This window comes from Cryomorphaceae bacterium 1068 (assembly GCA_027214385.1).
Classification (GTDB): Bacteria; Bacteroidota; Bacteroidia; order Flavobacteriales_D; family Cryomorphaceae; genus JAKVAV01.
The window spans coordinates 202,030-218,730 of the sequence record JAPVXR010000003.1 but is presented as its reverse complement, the minus strand read 5'-3'; the positions used below and the strand labels follow the sequence as shown (position 1 = coordinate 218,730).

Genomic DNA, 16,701 nt, shown 5'->3' with positions numbered 1-16,701 from the left:
CCGTTCACCCGCCATAGGCTATATGCGTTGTTGTGTGTAGTTTTTTTTAAATTTTCTGTATGTCAATTTTATATCCTTTGGTCGCCATTTCTTTAGCCAAAGTAAGTCCTGCTTCCGCAACATTATCTTTAAAAGAAATGTAAATCAATCCTTGTATGTCAGATGGTCTTTCCATTTCGGTTTGACTTTTCAAGAGAATAGCAACTCTGTCCCTACCTAATTTTGATAAGAGCATTCCCATTTCGAGTACTACATTTTGTCTCGCTCTGAAAGCTTTTTCGTCAGGATGTTCTTTTCTAAAACCTTCATCATCTGGTGTTGCTAATACTATTCCGAATTCACCGCGTTCTGTGTAGTTTTCTAACTTTTCAATTATAGTCTGTCCTTCTGAAGGTAGTTGGTCAAGAATTAGCGGCTCAAGTCCCCAACGTCTCAACATTGCTTCTAATTGGTCTCTCGCTTCTTTATCGTGTCCGTAGACTACAAATACCTCATTGGATTTTTTTCCTTGTGGTTCAGCGGTAATCTTAACTTCTGCTTTTGGATTTGATAGTCCTATTACGGATTCAATTTCCGATTTTATTGCCGCCTTACCTTGAACTTGAATTTTACCTTTATCAAAACAAGTCACGGTCGCACCGTTGGTCAATTTTAATTGTCGCCCGTATGGAATTTCTTTCTCTGTGTTTATAGCGTAACCTTTTTCAGAAAGGAGCTTTTTTAATTCTTCTATTGTCATTTCTATGTGGTTCTTTTAATTACACACAACAATCAAATAACAAGCACTAGTGCACTAATATTCCCTAAATCTGCGGATAACACGCACTCGCGTGTGTGTTATTCAGCTTCCGGAGGCACCTACTTGTTCAATCCCAAAGTTACCAAACCTTCCCCGCCTACCCCACAGGAAAAACCCTGTACTTTTTCAGGTTTTTACCCCCCTAATGGTTGCGGGTTTCCCTATTTGGGTGTCCTTCTCCCAACCTTTCGTTTCATTAGTCAAGTGTTGATCGTACGTTCACACAACAAATCAGCTTAGGACACTTGCACTATCAATCGGGGTACATGCTATAGGATCATGGCTTAATGGATGTATATCCTTAGGCTGCCCGTTGCATAAAAGTATGTTGCATTCTGTAATGGGCTAGGTCGCTTTTTGTAAAAGGGTAAGTCAACTGCTTCGCTGTGTCTGCATCCCTGCGGAACTAGAATAAATACCGCTGGGTCACAGACTCGGCGGAGCGGGTATTGTTGTGGTGTCGTATTTCTTCTTTATTTAAAATCAGGCTTTCCATTTTTCCTGTACTTATCTAAAGCTTCGTTCCAATAATGAACCATTGAACTGTCGGCAGGTATTACCAATGCAGGATTTAACCTTTTGACAGGTTCGCATGCGCTTAAAATATCTGACAATTCAAATGCACCACCTGATAAATCATAGTGTTCTTTCAGGAAATAGAACATGGTCCAGAAACCGTCCTCACTCGAAATTTGCTTGTCTTCAAATTTAGTTCCCATATTATTCAATTCAATTTTTTAAATAGTCCATACAAGTTTGGTCAAAATTGCTTCTATCAGCACATTCATTGTATGTTAGTGTTGTTTGGGTATCATCTTTTATCTTTCCCCATAAATTAGCTCAAAAATTGAATCACATTTTTCATCTGGCCGCACTGTCAGACTCGCACTACCTGTACTCAAAATGTATTCATGGTCTATTCCAAGACAAGATTTAGACATGATTTTAGCCGTGTCATTCGTGTTATAAGCATGCCTGATGAAACTTCTGACTAATGATTGTGCGGCTGTTGTAGAATCTGGCTGAATCAAAAATTCCGTTCTATTATCACTTAGTTCAAAATAAAAAACGTCTTCTCCATATCCCGCAAGACCGCCGTAGAAATTTCTCTGAATTTTCAAGTGATCAGATTCTAAAAGACGTTCCAATTTTTCTTGCTCAGTCAGAGGAGAGCAAGCGCAAAGCAGAATTAGTGTAAAGAGTATTATCAGTCTCATTTCTTTATGCACCACAACGTTCCGTATAAGCGGTCGTTTTATTGCCGCTTATACATTGTTGTGTGCAGTTTCAATTTGTTTAAAAATTATTTCTCCAGGAAATGATTCATTTTCATTAACAGGAGGAACAAAATATATACCTGAAGCTAACACTTCTAAAAGCGAATCTAATTTGGGGTTTTCGTCATCTTCTTTTCCTCCAAAATTTGTATTGCCAAGCCAAGTGGGTTGGGTCAACATTCGTTGGATTCTTTCAGGGGTATCTTGAAATGAAATGAAATTCAATCCAGCCGAAAACCCAGGATATTCATCAATATGTTCTAAAAACTCATACCCCTGTCTGAATACTCTGAGAGAGTCGCGACTGGATGAAGGTGAACGATGCTGATTAGCTCTTTGTACATGGCTTAACCTTGTTTCTAAATCAACGGTTACAGGTGGCTCAAAAAAGGATTTGTTAACATACTTACCATTAATTTTATCAGTTATTGAATTTGTACCAGTGAACGGACACCCTAAGCTTGGGAACGCTACACTATCTTTAATTTTCTCTACTGGACAACCTGTAAGTTTCATCCTTCCAACTGCAATTTCTTGTTCTTTTAATGACAGGTATCTCCATTCCTTTAAATTTACTGATAGCCTTATAAAAGTTAAATAAGTTCCAAGCTCTGTCCAATTGTCCAGGCCAGTAGAAGGTTTAATTGAAATAGCATCGAATCTTTCATCTCCACTTTTCATATTAGAGATTCCATCATGAAAATCAATCCAACTACGATGGTCTTCTCTTTGAAACCCTTTATAGAATTTAGATAATTCAATATCATTATCTGTATCAGAAATAAACTTCCAAATTTCTACTACAGGTCTGCTGACAGACAACTCTGTATCACCTATAAATTGCAAGACAATGTCTTCCGTTGCAACATTTTTGTATACTTTATTAGAATATGATAGACCTGACCCTATCAATAATTTACCACCTCCATTTGCTTTTGGTTTGCGAAAACTTCCAAATTGGTTCAAATCAGAAGGGATAGTTTTGTTCAAACCATCTATTGAGAAAATATTTTTACCATAGCCGATTAAAATGGATAGGCTTTCTATTGGTAAGTCTACGCCAGGTAAGTCCTTAATTCGACCTTTTTTTAATTCATGGCAAATCTTCCAAAGTCCTTCTATATCTTGACGAATATTTTCTGTACTTTTATCCTTGTTTAAACGGAGAAATATTAGGGACAGATGTTTACCTGGTGTTGTCCCTTTTTGATAATATATTCCTTCCTGTAACATTAGACAATTTGTCGATTTAATCTATTGTCTATCTTATTTTTTGAGTTGGAATACTCTGAATACAGGCGTTGCATAAGGTTGCATATGTTGGCTTCAGAACAATTAATTCCATCAAGGTTTTCATTAATTAAAACGTAATCTGAATCTGACATTGGTTTTGGTTCTCCGATATGAACATAAGGTCCAACTTCAACATTTTTAACAATCTGATATCCACCAGTAACAGGTACATCATTACCACCTTCTGCTAATATTATATCGTCTAGAAAGATATCCTCATTGTCAGATGGCCCAAATTCTAACCTCTGATACATACCTTCTTCACCTCTACTAAATTTTATCCACGCAGACGGAATTTCATTGTCATTATACAAATATCTGTTACTTGCAAAAGAATGAATATACATACCTAGGTTTTTAGTAAACGCAACCTTTTGACCATTGAAAGCTGCACCATGTGCACCCATTGCTGCTGCGGGGTCAGCATGTCGACAAGCTAGCTGAGTAACGTTGAACTGTTTGAATATTGATTCCTTGTCTGCAGGAATAATACTCCCGTCTTTTTGTATCGCGTATGGTTGTGCTCCAAAAAGTACAATGTAGATTAAATCATCAAGACCATTTATAGGATGAGTCATAAATAGTGCGTTTTCTCGATTAATATCACCTTCTGGTTGACTGGGTACACCTATATCCGCTAAAGACCTATCATTGCCATGACCTGCTACAATTCTTGAAAATTTAACTTCACGTTCCCTTAAACTTAACGAAGTTGGGTCAGTGATTCCGTAAAGTTCTAAAAACGAAACTTCACGATTCAAAACTTGGCTCGCTATTTCAGCTAATTTATTGGGTGAGTGCATTGCTAATGTTACCCAATATTCTCTTAGTTCAGTTGTAACTTGAATCCTTTTTGGACGCTTTTTACCGAGTGAATCGAATCCGTAGATTATTGAATACTCACAATATTCATTATGAGTATTGTGTCTTCCTTTTATACCCCAATCTGAAAGTTTTTGAGCAATATCTTTACTTAAACAAAACGCAGGTTCTGCTGGGTCGCCAAACCATTTAATTGAAACTGTTGATGCATTATTAATATCGGCAGGAGCAAATTCAAAGTATTCGGATGGATAACTTCTAATTAGGCTGTCGTAGTTATTCTTAATTACTTGATTCCATTTCTGAAGTAGTTCCTTACTCAGATTATCAGCGTTTCCAGGTGTAGTAAAAATGTTATTCATAATTCTTGCTTTTTATTTATTGCTCTAACCTCTTCATAAATTTAGCGAGCACTCCCTTTTAAATTGAATTAAATGTTATTTATCTCACTAGAATTTGCTTATCGGTTAGATTTCTCATTGAGATTATCTCCTAATTAGTGGGTTTTATGTTATCAGTATATTTCCACCTTGATTAAACCCAGAGCCAAGGTTTCCGTTTTCCTTAATCATTTCTAAAACAGCACTACTCACAGATTCGGGTAAATGAAATTTTACAGATTTTTCTTGGGTGTGGTATTCTCCCTTGACGAGAGTCAGTAAGTCCTGACTTGATATTTCAAGTGCCTTCTTAAACTCTCCTGTAATCTCTTCCAAAGCCCAACTTACAAGTGAAACAGAGTCGTATGTTGTAACTGGGTCTAGACATCTTTGAATCTGTTGACCATTTTCAACAATACATACAGCCATTTGGTGTGGTTCACATACGACTTTTCCACCAGGTGGGTTAGGGCATTCACATACGTTATTCATTGTTCCGTTTTTTCGATTTTATAAAGATCCTCTAGTTGAGTTACTGAGTACGGTGGGATTGATGGATTTAGATACTTAAGTTTTTTAATGCCTTCCAGTGCAGACTTGCCATTAACTTGCCTACTCTCAAGGGGAAGCTGTAAATCTTCTTCACTAAATCCAGTGAATTCAGCAAAACCATTTACTGATTTTGCAATTGTGCTGATAGTTGAGCCAAATAATTGATTTTCACCAACCGAGTAGTTAAATGCATTTCTAATGGTTTGTGTGTATTCAGGGAAATAGAACCAAACAGTGAAAAATAAAGCAACTCCACTTGTTCCAGAAATTGCAAATTTGAACCCATTCGCTAGTGTTCCATCAAGGCTAAATATTGCTGTCCCTGCTAAAAATCCACCAGAAAATCCAGCGCTTAAAGCAATAAGAAATTTCAGTATTGCGTACTGTTGTCGACTGATTTCATTCTTAAAAAAAAATGCTAACATCAGAAAGATTACAAGAGTAATAAGGAAGCCAAGTCCTATCCATAAAGTTGCTGTCATAGTTATTCGAGATAAGGTTTATCTGGGTTTGACCGATCATTTTTTATTTGATTTAAAGCTTTTTGAACTGTTTTTGGTAAAGAGAATGAGACTTTCGTTCCACCAATAGTAGTCAAGTTACCAGCTTCAAGTCTTTTGATGTATTTCTTAATAGTCCTTTTACTTCTGGGTTTGAATTCTCTATCCAAAATTCGATTGAGAGTCCAATTAATAATCACGTATGGATTCATTGAATCAACTGGGTCAAGACATCTTTGAATAGCCTTCCCGTCTTTAACATGACAAATTGCAAGCTGGTCGGGTTCACAAATTACTGTGCCACCAGGAGGATTAGGACATTCACATACATTATTTGACATATTCTAAAATACCTAATTTGTTATATACTTCAACGGATGGCTCGTACATATTGCACACAACAATCAAATAACAAGCACTAGTGCACTAATATTCCCTAAATCTGCGGATAACACGCACTCGCGTGTGTGTTATTCAGCTTATGAGCTTCATCTTGTTCTTGAAACATTTTCATTCCATGTTTTTTACTCTGTTCTGCTATGGCGTCAAAAGTTTCTGCATGGAATTCTTGGTTACATGCTCCCCCTAATTGTTTGCAGGTCATGGTTTTCATAATTGTCAGTTTAGTTGATTAGCTAATTATTCTCATTTTTTAGTACTTAAACTTTCGAGACAAAGTACATATCGATTTCTCCCTTTCCTTTCACCTTAATTTTACCACGACTTTCAAACTCAAATCGGGAGTCATTCTTCAGTATTTCATAGGTTGACTGGCTGATGTTTACTTTACCCACTTCGCCCGAGCTTTCCATTCGGCTGGCAGTATTCACGGTATCTCCCCATATATCGTACTGGAATTTCTTAACGCCTACGATCCCAGCTACCACAGGTCCTGTATGAATACCTATTCTGATTTCAAAGTACGGTTGTTTGGCTTCGATCTTCTTTGCCTTTCCTGCCCTTATGAAGTCGCGCATTTCAAAGGCTGCTCGCACCACGTTTTCGGCGTGGAGTGCATCGGGCAATGGCAAGCCTCCCGCAGCCATGTATGAGTCTCCGATGGTTTTAATCTTCTCGATGCCATACTTGTCCATGATCGCATCAAAAGCCGAAAAACAATCATTAAGATCTCTCACCAATTCTTTCGGGCTGAGCTTTTCGCTTATGGCCGTAAAGCCCTTGAAGTCGCTGAACAGCACCGTCGCGTGGTCAATCAACTGTGCTTCGGCTTCCCCTTTTTCTTTGAGCTCCTCAGCCACTTCCTTCGGGAGGATGTTGAGAAGCAAGGTTTCACTTCGATCACGCTCTTTTTGGATGATACCACGAGAATTTCGCATGAACGCCAGTCGATTCCACAGTCCAAAAGCAAAGGCTACCAGCAGCACCGCCAGCACAACCAAGAGAATTTTAATAAGCCGATCTCTCTGATGAGCCTGCATCTCGAGTTCAGCCTTTTTCTCCAAGCTGGCGATTTGCTCTTCTTTCTTCTCGGTCTCGTATTGGGTTCTGAGTTCTGAGAGTGTGTGATCCTTCTGTGTCGTAAATATGCTATCCTTGGTAGTATTGTACTTGCGGTACCACTTCAGTGATTTCTCAAACTGCCCCAATTCCTCGTAGGCCTTGGATATGTGCATGTAGTTCTCAACGATGTTCAACCTGTTGTCCGAGGCTTCCATCATCTCTACGGCCGTGAATAGATAGGGCAATGACTTTTCGTATTCTTCCATCAAAATATACACATGGCCAATGTTTGCGGTCGGTGCCATAATGCCGAGTTCGGAGCCCTGTGCTTTCGATATCTCCAGACATCTCATGTAATCTGCCAGCGCATTGTCGTAGTCTCCCATGTGCTTGTACACATTGCCTCTGCCATTTATGGCACTGCCGATGCTTAATGGCGAACTTCCGATGGCCGTTCGGATATCTAGGGTGCGATTCATATACGTCAGTGCGGTGTCGAGATCGCCCAGTATCAAATAGCTATATCCGATCTCGAGGTAAGCATCAGCCACACTTTCCCGATCGTTGGTTTGTTTTAAAAACTCCAAGGCCTTCATCCCATATTCTATGGAGCCTTCATAGTTCTTTTGTTGGTACAGAATGGCGGACAGCTTTACATAAGCATCGGCAATTCCTACCGAGTCTTTGAGCTTTTCTGATATTCTCAACGCTTCAAAGGCATATTCCATGGCCTCAGTATACCGTGCCGAAATTTCAGCGGTATAGGCTTTTCGGAGCAAGACAGTTGCCACGCCCGAACTATCATTCAGCTCTTGATACGTTGCTATAGACATATCGAAATAAGCGTATGCAGAATCATACTTCCCTAAGTCGATATAGAGACTTGCCTTATCAATAAAGCTTTTTGCCAACTGATCTTTTGCTCCGATTTCTGTAAACAGCTCCATGCTTCTATCGAAATATTCAGAAGCTTGGGTGTACTCGCCCTTGAGGTTGAGCGCACGTGCTTGTAGAAGCAATGCCTCACCTTTTTGCATTTGAAGATCTGCGCTGTGGGCAAACTCATATTGAAGACCCGCTAAATAAAATGCCGAATCGGGATCTGAGTTGAGGTATTTGTTTCGGATATATTCATGAAAGGCATGGAGCCGATCAGGCTCAGCTTGGTTCTTATCCTGCCAAACAGAGTAGAGCGAATCAAGATTGGTTTGGGCATCCAGCGTCGATCCGAAGCAAATAAGGAGAAGTACGAGTACTGATGTTCTCATGGGTACTTGGGTTAGCTGGTCTTACCTCAACCACGTCCCGAGAGAACATGGTTAGTAAATTGAATTGCTTTAAATGTAGGATTTTTCGAGGAGGGGCCAACGTATAGGCCATGCTGTGATAGCAGAAGGTAAGAAACGATGTATTCTTATGCACTGTTGTGATTGGTTTAATCTCTTAATTGATACTTATTCAAGTAGATAAGTCCAAGAATTATCAAAGAGCCCCATCTGGCTACACCAATCCACATGTGCATCCATCCGTAAAACTCTAAAAGCTCGGAAGCGCTTCCAGTTAATCGAACAGGGCCAAATTCGCCGAACAGACCGCTTAATCTATTCGTTATTGGATTTAATACAACCCCTGCAATCAATAAGGTTATGAATAACCGTTTAGGAAATTCAGTCAACAGAATGCCACTCACGGAGGAGTCTATTTTAAATTTTTTCAGAAGCAATACAATTGCTAGCAGATAGAAAGATACAGTGACAGCGGGTAACAGGAAATTCAAAATTGAATATGACATCCCAATGGATAAGGTTGCGAAATAAACCAGATGTATAGCGAGATACAGCAATGAGTCCACCGCTTGGATAAACACAAACCCAAAAATTATCCAAAGAATTAACAATGTTCTTTCCTTGTTCATCTTACCTGATTGAATTATGCATTTATTCTTTTTCTTTTTTAATTGTAAACAGCCTCATCGAAAAGGTTAAGTTTCCACGGTCGATCGGCTCATAATCCCTATTTGTGATGCGGATATGTGGGTTTATGGAAATTCGGAACCTGTATGAGCCAAAGCCTATCATCGGAATGATTCTAAATGTCCCTTCTTCGAAATCAGTGAAATAGGCCATATCAATTCCTGTAAAAAAAGGACCGTAAGAGAACTGTCCCCCTACTACCGGGCTAACCAAAAACTTGTCCGTGTTTATTCCGACCATGAGTCCTGCACTCAGGTTACCGAAATGCCCATGGTGACCGCCATATCTCTGTTTTTGAATTCGCGCCTCAATGAGATGATAGTTGCGCGAATTAGGCTCAGCAAAACTGTAGTCGTATCCGATTGAGATTGACAACTCTTCGTAAAAACCTTTATCGAGAAACAACGTGTCCTGCCCAACGCAAACAGCCTGCAATATAAGCGCAACAACAAAAGTGTAAAGATGTCTCCTTTTCATGCTCTGTAACAATGTGGTAGCACGCAATCAAATAGTTTATTATGGGTAGTTCTTAATTTTTGTCATAGTTGTATCTCGTATATATAGCACTCGCCGGTCAAGGTGTCTCGAAAATATCGAGAGCCTTGGTCAAAGTCCTCACCACCGCCATACCGTATAGAGTGATCGGACGGCCTGAACCACGTTGGAGCGTCGCCGGGTTTTGTCCATTCATCTGTGTCAGGAGATATTAAGTTTTGATTTAGAAACGCATCCCACCATTCGTCAGTCGGTTCTAGTTTGAGATAGAGGACGTATTCCTTTGTCCAATGCGCCGATTGCCAATATTGTCCATTCACTATTTTCAGGTCATCGGGTGGTTTAGCCCCTGCCCAATACTTGTATGAATCCAACGGGTCTGTTGTGTTCACCTCCGTGCAACTTATTAGTAGTAATGCCGTGAGAAGCAACATTGCCGGTTTCCTCATTGTCTTTTTAGAATTGCCTTCGGTTTGCATATTGCTTATGGCGGTTTCGGAGCCCATTGATGTCTAATTGCTACTAGCGCTGCTTACTAAGTTGTGGTATGCGACTAGAGGGAATTATGCCTTTCACCGAATGTTGGCCAATGTTTATCTCTTTTTATCTAAGCTCAAAATGAATGTAATCCTGAATTATGTATGGAGTTTTCTCATCTTGTCCATTCACGAGGATTCGCCACTTTCCTTCAGTATTTTTGAATTTCTCACTAACTATACTGTCAAGGCGGTGATCTATTCCACGCATTATTTTGAAATCTGAAATTTGTCCCACAGTGTCAATAACCGCCTCAATATAAATGCGTCCGACAATTCCTTCTGGTTTTATTTCTGAAGGGTAATAAATCTGATTCCTAAAGTCTCTTTGATAACCTTTAAAGCCGTCTTTGTATAATGAATCTATTTGTTCATTTCTACCTGAGAGTTTAGTAGTTGATTGTCCATTTGAGGATAAAGCCAACGCAAAGAGTATAATTGTCGCTATATTTTTCATTTTAAATAGTTGCCAACATTCTGGTTAAAGCTAGTGGGGCTTTCCGTAAATTCCTACATAACTGAGATCGCGATGGTCAAGCGCGAATGAAGTGCTATCAGTTTTTATTTCTTCCTACCCGAAAGGTCATTGACTATCCTTTTTCTGAAGTCACTTTAAGACGTACTCACCAAGCTGTTCTGCGTTAAAGAAAAATCAGTCCTTTCAATTACCTTTCTCGAAGACCACCTCTCCCCTGCGTATGGACTTTAATACCGTGATCTGATTGATTTCTATCGGATCAATTTTTATCGGGTTTCTTTCCAGAATCACAAAATCGGCATATTTCCCAACCTCAAGAGTCCCTTTGGTTTCTTCCTCGAAATATTGGTAAGCCGCCCAATCGGTAAGTGTCTTCAAACCCTCGTAAGGAGTCAGTTTTTGATCGGGGCCCAGCACTTTTCCGCTGCGGGTTGTGCGATTGACTGTAGCGTCCAGAACCCGCATCGATTTCGGAAAGGTAACGGGAGCATCGTGATGAGAAGTGATGTTTAAGCCCGCGTTTAAGGCATCGCGACAGGGAGAAATATAATCGGCCCGAGGGTGACCGAGTACTGACTCCACATGCCAATCGCCCCAGTAGAAGGTATGCATGGGAAAGAGTGAGGCGTCCACGCCCATCGATGCGGCTCTTTCGATTTGATCTTCGCGAATGGTTTGTCCGTGAATGATAACCGTTCTATGATCGGGATAGGCATATTGAGCTTGAGCCTTTTCGATGGCATTCAGGTATTGCTGTATGGCCGCATCTCCATTCGTGTGACAGAGGATTTGCCATTGATTCTTAAAGGCATCTTCCACATATTGATTTGCCATGGAATCGCTCATAATCGGATAACCATGGTAATCGGGATCTTCGCCTGCGGGAGGCACGTGGTAGTGTTTAGATAGCCAGGCAGTTTTTCCTTGAGGAGAACCATCGAGTGTGAGTTTTACTCCCCCTACCCTAAAATTGTTTGAATAGCTGTGATCATCGTCGTGTCCGCCGTTAGAAAGCAGATCGTAAGCTCCCTCCATTCTCATATCCGGATAGGATACAATGTCGATATAGAGATCTCCATTGGCAGCAGCTCTCTCCAAAGACTTTACCTGCTCGGGAGTAGACCTTCCCTCTTGGGCAGTTAAATAGCCGTTTTGGGCATATTGCTCTTGGCCGAGTTTAATGGCCTTGGCTTCTACTTCAGGATCCAATTTGTTTAATACCGCAAATAGAACCGTGAAGAAAGCGTTTTCTTCGAGCACTCCGTTTGGTGTACCATCAGCATTTCTGCGGAGTTTCCCTTCTTCAGGATTTGGTGTTTCAGCAGCTGTCCAACCCATTAATTCCAATCCTTTGCTATTGATCGAACCCAAATGGCCTGACTGATGCATGATGAGCACGGGCAGCTCTGTGCTTATCTTATCCAAGTCCGTTGACTTAGGGTGATCTTTCTCCGTAAGTTGAGAATCATCGTATCCATTGCCGATAATCCACTTGAACTTTTCTGAGGCCCATTGTCCATCTTCGCTGCTATTAAATTCAGTCATTGTTTGCACAATACTATTGAAGTCGGCGCCGGGTCCATCGGGAGGTGGCAGTAAATTGGCAAATAAAGAAACGACACCAGTGAAGTAGACATGGCCGTGTCCATCAAGAAAGGCAGGCAACATGGTGGCACCATTGAGGTCAACTTTGTTAGCTATTCCATAATTCTTTTGTGCCTCGCTCAGAGTGCCCACAAAAACAATGTTTCCTTCTTGCTCGACAACGGCCTCTACGTATTCCGCCTGATCTCCAACCATGGTGATAATGTCTCCATTGTGGTAAAGGGTTGAGGGTTCATCGATGTTTTTGTCCAGAGTTTGAGGTTTCTGATCGGTGCATGCGACCAGAATCAAAAACAGAAATAATATGGATCTAGAACTATTTTGTAACATATCTGCTGAAATTTGTATTCTAAAAAGTCTCATTTACGTTCAAGTAAAACCCTTGAGCTCCGTAGGCGCCCCAGGCATAATCTAGCGTTAAATTGGTGCGTGCGTTTTTGTCCAACATGATTCGCAGCCCCAGCCCCACTCCGGGGTCTACATACTCGAACAAGTCAATATTCCCATTTCGATTGGAAGCTGTGGTTCCATTGGCAAAGACTACCCCACCAAAAGTCTCTTTTTCTTTTTGCAGAGGGAATCGGTACTCTACTTCTGAATAGAGGATGTCTTCTCCTCTAAACCTTCCTTGTGGATAGGCTCTTCCGGATCTTCCAAATTGATCCCAACCGACTGCAGGCAAATCCAGATAAGGAACACTACCTGAGGTAACGAAGTTTCCATAAGCCCAGAAACCAATCAAATGCCGCGGTCTGTTTTCATCAAGATTAAAATAATCGCGGTATTCCAACCAGAGCATAGACGACGATTGGGAGCTCCCTAAAAACTCAGGATTGATGCGCAAGTTTGCGAAGGCATACCTCCCTGAATATGGATTGATGGCATTGTCTCGACTGTCGTAGAGCGCATTGATCGAAACACCTGAAGCAGTGTACTCTTCGGGATTAAATCCTTCAACTATTGAATGGCCGTAGTGAGAGGTAATGGTCGGTGGGACTGAATCCAGATCCAACAAGGGGTCTTCAATCTTGGAGTGGATATCCAAATGATAACCGACCCCCACAAAAAAGCGTGTGTCTTCGATTCGCTTCAGCGCCGACTGATGAAACCGAAAATAGTTGAACTCCATCATTTGGGCTTCGTCAATTCCGTTTGTAAAATTGCCATCATCGTACTCTATCCCTTGAGAAACCAGCTTGGAAGTCTGAGGCCCCGTCCCTAGGCCAAAGGTTGGTTGTGAAGTAATGAAATAGCGCCAGTCACCCAAAAGATTCCATTTATCATCTTTGGTAAAAACATTGGATTTCATGGTAATGAGCAGCTGATTCATGGTCGTGTAGACTACCGAGCCCACAAAAGAAGAACGATGTGTCATTTCTGTGGGGCCCATCATCCAGCTACCCGAAGGTGCTACGCCATACATAAATCCTACGGCAGGATTGGCAGCTAAAACAGGGAGCGGAATAAATTTGAATTCTTGAATAAACGCCGAGGTATCCCGATCTTCTTGGCCAAACGAAATACTTGACAGTCCAAGAGAACATAACAATAACAGAATCGCCTTTTTCATAGGAATCGTTTTGTCGATCGGCCCTTAGCGGGTAGTGAAAAGACTCAATCCAATTGGAAGTTTGATTAGGAAAACAAAATAAGAATTTTGACTTGCTCGTCAATGGGGAATTGTGAATACTTTAATCAGTTCAAATCCAGCAGATCATCCAGATCATAATACAATTCTTCTTGTTGACGCTCTATGGCAGCCTTAGCATCATAAACACCTTTGTTGTATATATCAGCTCCTGCCTTGTCCAAAAAGAAATTGAGGATTTGTTCGGCGGCTAGGACTCCGATTTTTTCGTCACGCTCGTTAGTAAAGAACGAGACGATCTCATCGATCAATTCTTGCCTTTTCTCGTCAGAGATTTTATCTCCTTTCCGATTGACTCGTGCCATGCCGACTAAGCTAAAATGATTTCTACAGATCGCAATGCCCGGTGCACAAAATTATCGCCTTCTGCCCGAGTAGGTCATCGCCTCTCCTTTTCCGAAACCATAGCTGATGCCCAAGGTGTAGAAAGTGCCGCGCTGCGAAAAGTCGTATGCGGTAAAGTCGGCTTGGCGCGTAAAAGTTTCGCGAATACGTGAGGAAAAAATGTCTCGGATCGCAAAATTAGCTACGATCTTTCCATTGAGGAATTTCTTGCGCAAGCCCATATTGGCAAAAGCAAATCCCGATTGGGATCCCTGGATGGTTTCAAATCCTGATTGGTAATTTCCCGTTACCTCAAAGTCGATATCATTGGTGAATTTGAACTTGGCCGTCACCTCCGTTGTCCACTGATCGTCGGCAAAGTCGAAGCTCTGCCCTTCAAATTCACCATCTCGATTGAAGTATCCCCAGTTGAAATCCCAGTTCAAAGTGAGCCAATCTACTGCACTGTACTTTCCGTTTAGCTCCAACCCTACTTTGTCTTGCGTGCCAATGTTAAGCGGCTTGGTGATGTTTCGGTTGTCTTCCGAAAAAGTCACCCGTTCGATCTTCTCGGTGGTGTACAGGTAGTAAATACTAGAATTGAAAGACACCGTACCCAAAAGCAAAATTCCTGTGATTTCATACGAATCCGAATACTCCGGCAAGAGCTCAGGATTTCCCTGACGAATATTGAAGTTGTTTCGAATATTGAAGAAGGGATTCAAGTCCCAAAGTCTCGGTCGGTAGATTCTGCGCGAATACCCCGTTTGCAACGAGAACTTTTCGCTCCACTTATACGAGGCGTGCAAGGACGGAAATAAATCGGTGAAGTTTTGCACATTGCGCTCATCGGTATTGGTGAGGAATGTTTGCAAATCCGTATTTTCCACGCGAAGTCCCCCTTTTACGCCCCAACCATTGGCTTCGTAGCCCAGAGTTCCATAGACTCCCAATACTTTCTGATTGTATTCAAAATTATTGGTAAAGCTGGAATCAGGAATAAACTCGCCATCGACCTCATTGAACACGGCAAAGTCGTTTCCTACGTTTTTAATTTCATAAAGCGTTCCCGCTTCCAAGCTCCAACGTTCTTTGATGGGCTTGGCATAGTCAAGCTTGAAAAGAAACCGTCGCTCGAAGAAGTCGGTCTGTGTCTTTTGATTCGGTTCTACCTCTGCATCCAGCAGAGAAGTATTCTCAAAAGAGGAGAAACTCTCCTTCCCAAAAAAGTTTCCCAAAGAACTAAACTGCAGGGTATGGTCTTCCGAATCGGCAAATTCTCTCTTGTAGTTGAAATCGTATTGGTATTTCGGATTGTCGGCTTCGGTGGTTTCTTCCCTCAACCATTTGGACTCAAGCAGGCCGTTTTCGCCAAAAAAGGAGAATTCCGTTTCGCTGGGCTGGTCTTCATCCTCAAAGGCAAAACTTCCCGAAAGGGTAATGACATCGCGCTCAGACAGATAGTAATCGGTCCCTAGGGTAATATTGTAGAACGCCTCGTTGCGGTATTCCGTTCCATCGGATTTTAGAAGATTTCCTGTAGTAAGATCAAGGTTCTCGCTTTCGCGGAAACGCGGTAATGAACGATAGCCCGCACCAAACTGAGTGAAGAAGTTGAAATTCTCAGTTCTGAGATTCATACTTCCGCCAAGGCTGTGGTTATCGGGAATACCGGTATTGGCCGAGATGGAGCCATTTAGCCCTTTCTTCTCGTCTTTCTTCAAAATAATGTTGATGATACCCGCTGTTCCCTCAGCCTCGTACTTAGCCCCGGGATTGGTAATGACCTCCACCTGCTCAATCATATCGGCAGTGATGGATCCCAGTGCATTTCCTTCGGGATCGGCAAGAACCGAAGGCTTTCCATTTATCAGAATTTGAACACCCGAGTTCCCCCTTAAGCTCACCTGCCCTTCAATGTCTACATTCACTGATGGAACATTATCAAGCAATTCCATTGCACCCATCCCTGTAGAACTAATGTCTTGGCCCACGTTGAATACGCGCTTGTCAAGTTTGAATTCCATCTGGGACTTTTCGGCTACAATCTCTACTTCATCTAGGCCTGTGGCCGATGATTCAATGGTGATCATTCCGAAGTCCAATTTTCCGCCTGCTACAGCAGGAGCATCAATTATTCTATCCTCATACCCAATAAAGGTGATTTGGATTTTGACATTGGATGAGGCCGCTTTCAATTCAAACTTACCCTCTACATCGGTAGTCGTTCCGGATAAGATTTCATTGGATGGCGATTGCAGCAATGCCACAGTGGCAAAAGGAATGGGCTCATTGTTGTCCCCATCTACTACCGTACCTTGCACAGTAAGATCCTGGGCATAAAGACCCAAGCCCGAAAAAAGGGCTGATAAAAGAAGAAGAACTCTTATTAAACGCATATCGGATGACGCTTCTTGGCAGATTAAAGAGATAAGACAAAAGTAAGACAGAGAAGTTTAATCTAAGAGTAAGAAATTTTGAGATGTGACTTTCAACAAGCACTTATTTAAGACATGATTTCAGTTGATCACCGACTCGCAATGCCCTCCATTTGTCAA

At 41.4% G+C, this 16,701-nt stretch carries 17 protein-coding genes; all 17 read right to left on the bottom strand.

All coding sequences use genetic code 11. The features are described 5' to 3' along the window. Window positions 1-46: 46 nt before the first annotated feature. The gene (locus tag O3Q51_05995; protein MCZ4408351.1) at window positions 47-739 is read right to left on the bottom strand and encodes a nucleotide-binding protein; all 693 of its coding nucleotides are present in this window, start codon (window positions 737-739) and stop codon (window positions 47-49) included. Window positions 740-1,272: 533 nt separating this feature from the next. Beyond that, a complete protein-coding gene (locus O3Q51_05990) occupies window positions 1,273-1,518 on the bottom strand; it encodes a hypothetical protein (protein MCZ4408350.1) in 246 nt (81 codons plus the stop codon). 546 nt (window positions 1,519-2,064) lie between these two features. Further along, window positions 2,065-3,309: a Dyp-type peroxidase gene (locus O3Q51_05985; GenBank protein ID MCZ4408349.1), complete on the bottom strand. Its 1,245-nt coding sequence runs from the start codon at window positions 3,307-3,309 to the stop codon at window positions 2,065-2,067. After that, the gene (locus O3Q51_05980) at window positions 3,309-4,553 is read right to left on the bottom strand and encodes a hypothetical protein (GenBank protein MCZ4408348.1); all 1,245 of its coding nucleotides are present in this window, start codon (window positions 4,551-4,553) and stop codon (window positions 3,309-3,311) included. The genes O3Q51_05985 and O3Q51_05980 overlap by 1 nt, the downstream gene beginning before the upstream one ends. 144 nt (window positions 4,554-4,697) lie before the next feature. Further along, window positions 4,698-5,063: a hypothetical protein gene (locus O3Q51_05975; protein MCZ4408347.1), complete on the bottom strand. Its 366-nt coding sequence runs from the start codon at window positions 5,061-5,063 to the stop codon at window positions 4,698-4,700. Next, window positions 5,060-5,605 carry a hypothetical protein gene (locus tag O3Q51_05970; protein ID MCZ4408346.1) on the bottom strand — a complete coding sequence of 182 codons (546 nt, stop codon included), beginning with the start codon at window positions 5,603-5,605 and terminating at the stop codon, window positions 5,060-5,062. Before O3Q51_05970 ends, O3Q51_05975 begins: the two co-directional genes overlap by 4 nt. 2 nt (window positions 5,606-5,607) lie before the next feature. Beyond that, window positions 5,608-5,964 carry a hypothetical protein gene (locus O3Q51_05965; GenBank protein ID MCZ4408345.1) on the bottom strand — a complete coding sequence of 119 codons (357 nt, stop codon included), beginning with the start codon at window positions 5,962-5,964 and terminating at the stop codon, window positions 5,608-5,610. Window positions 5,965-6,059: 95 nt separating this feature from the next. After that, complete coding sequence (locus O3Q51_05960) at window positions 6,060-6,236, bottom strand: hypothetical protein (protein ID MCZ4408344.1); 177 nt, start codon at window positions 6,234-6,236, stop codon at window positions 6,060-6,062. A 46-nt stretch (window positions 6,237-6,282) separates the two neighbouring features. After that, a complete protein-coding gene (locus O3Q51_05955) occupies window positions 6,283-8,352 on the bottom strand; it encodes a tetratricopeptide repeat protein (GenBank protein ID MCZ4408343.1) in 2,070 nt (689 codons plus the stop codon). 167 nt (window positions 8,353-8,519) lie between these two features. Beyond that, a complete protein-coding gene (locus O3Q51_05950; protein ID MCZ4408342.1) occupies window positions 8,520-8,999 on the bottom strand; it encodes a hypothetical protein in 480 nt (159 codons plus the stop codon). A 22-nt stretch (window positions 9,000-9,021) separates the two neighbouring features. Next, entirely contained in the window at window positions 9,022-9,534 is a 513-nt protein-coding gene (locus O3Q51_05945; protein MCZ4408341.1) for a hypothetical protein, read from the bottom strand. Between the two features lie 62 nt (window positions 9,535-9,596). Next, window positions 9,597-10,058 carry a hypothetical protein gene (locus O3Q51_05940; protein ID MCZ4408340.1) on the bottom strand — a complete coding sequence of 154 codons (462 nt, stop codon included), beginning with the start codon at window positions 10,056-10,058 and terminating at the stop codon, window positions 9,597-9,599. A gap of 97 nt (window positions 10,059-10,155) precedes the next feature. Next, window positions 10,156-10,545, bottom strand: a complete 390-nt coding sequence (locus O3Q51_05935; protein ID MCZ4408339.1) for an energy transducer TonB — start codon at window positions 10,543-10,545, stop codon at window positions 10,156-10,158. Window positions 10,546-10,749: 204 nt separating this feature from the next. Further along, window positions 10,750-12,501 (bottom strand): amidohydrolase, encoded by a 1,752-nt coding sequence (locus O3Q51_05930; GenBank protein ID MCZ4408338.1) that lies wholly within the window; start codon window positions 12,499-12,501, stop codon window positions 10,750-10,752. Window positions 12,502-12,520: 19 nt separating this feature from the next. Then, window positions 12,521-13,741 (bottom strand): BamA/TamA family outer membrane protein, encoded by a 1,221-nt coding sequence (locus O3Q51_05925; GenBank protein MCZ4408337.1) that lies wholly within the window; start codon window positions 13,739-13,741, stop codon window positions 12,521-12,523. 125 nt (window positions 13,742-13,866) lie between these two features. Beyond that, window positions 13,867-14,124: a DUF2164 domain-containing protein gene (locus tag O3Q51_05920; protein MCZ4408336.1), complete on the bottom strand. Its 258-nt coding sequence runs from the start codon at window positions 14,122-14,124 to the stop codon at window positions 13,867-13,869. 51 nt (window positions 14,125-14,175) lie between these two features. Beyond that, entirely contained in the window at window positions 14,176-16,542 is a 2,367-nt protein-coding gene (locus O3Q51_05915) for an outer membrane beta-barrel family protein (GenBank protein ID MCZ4408335.1), read from the bottom strand. Between the last annotated feature and the right edge of the window lie 159 nt (window positions 16,543-16,701).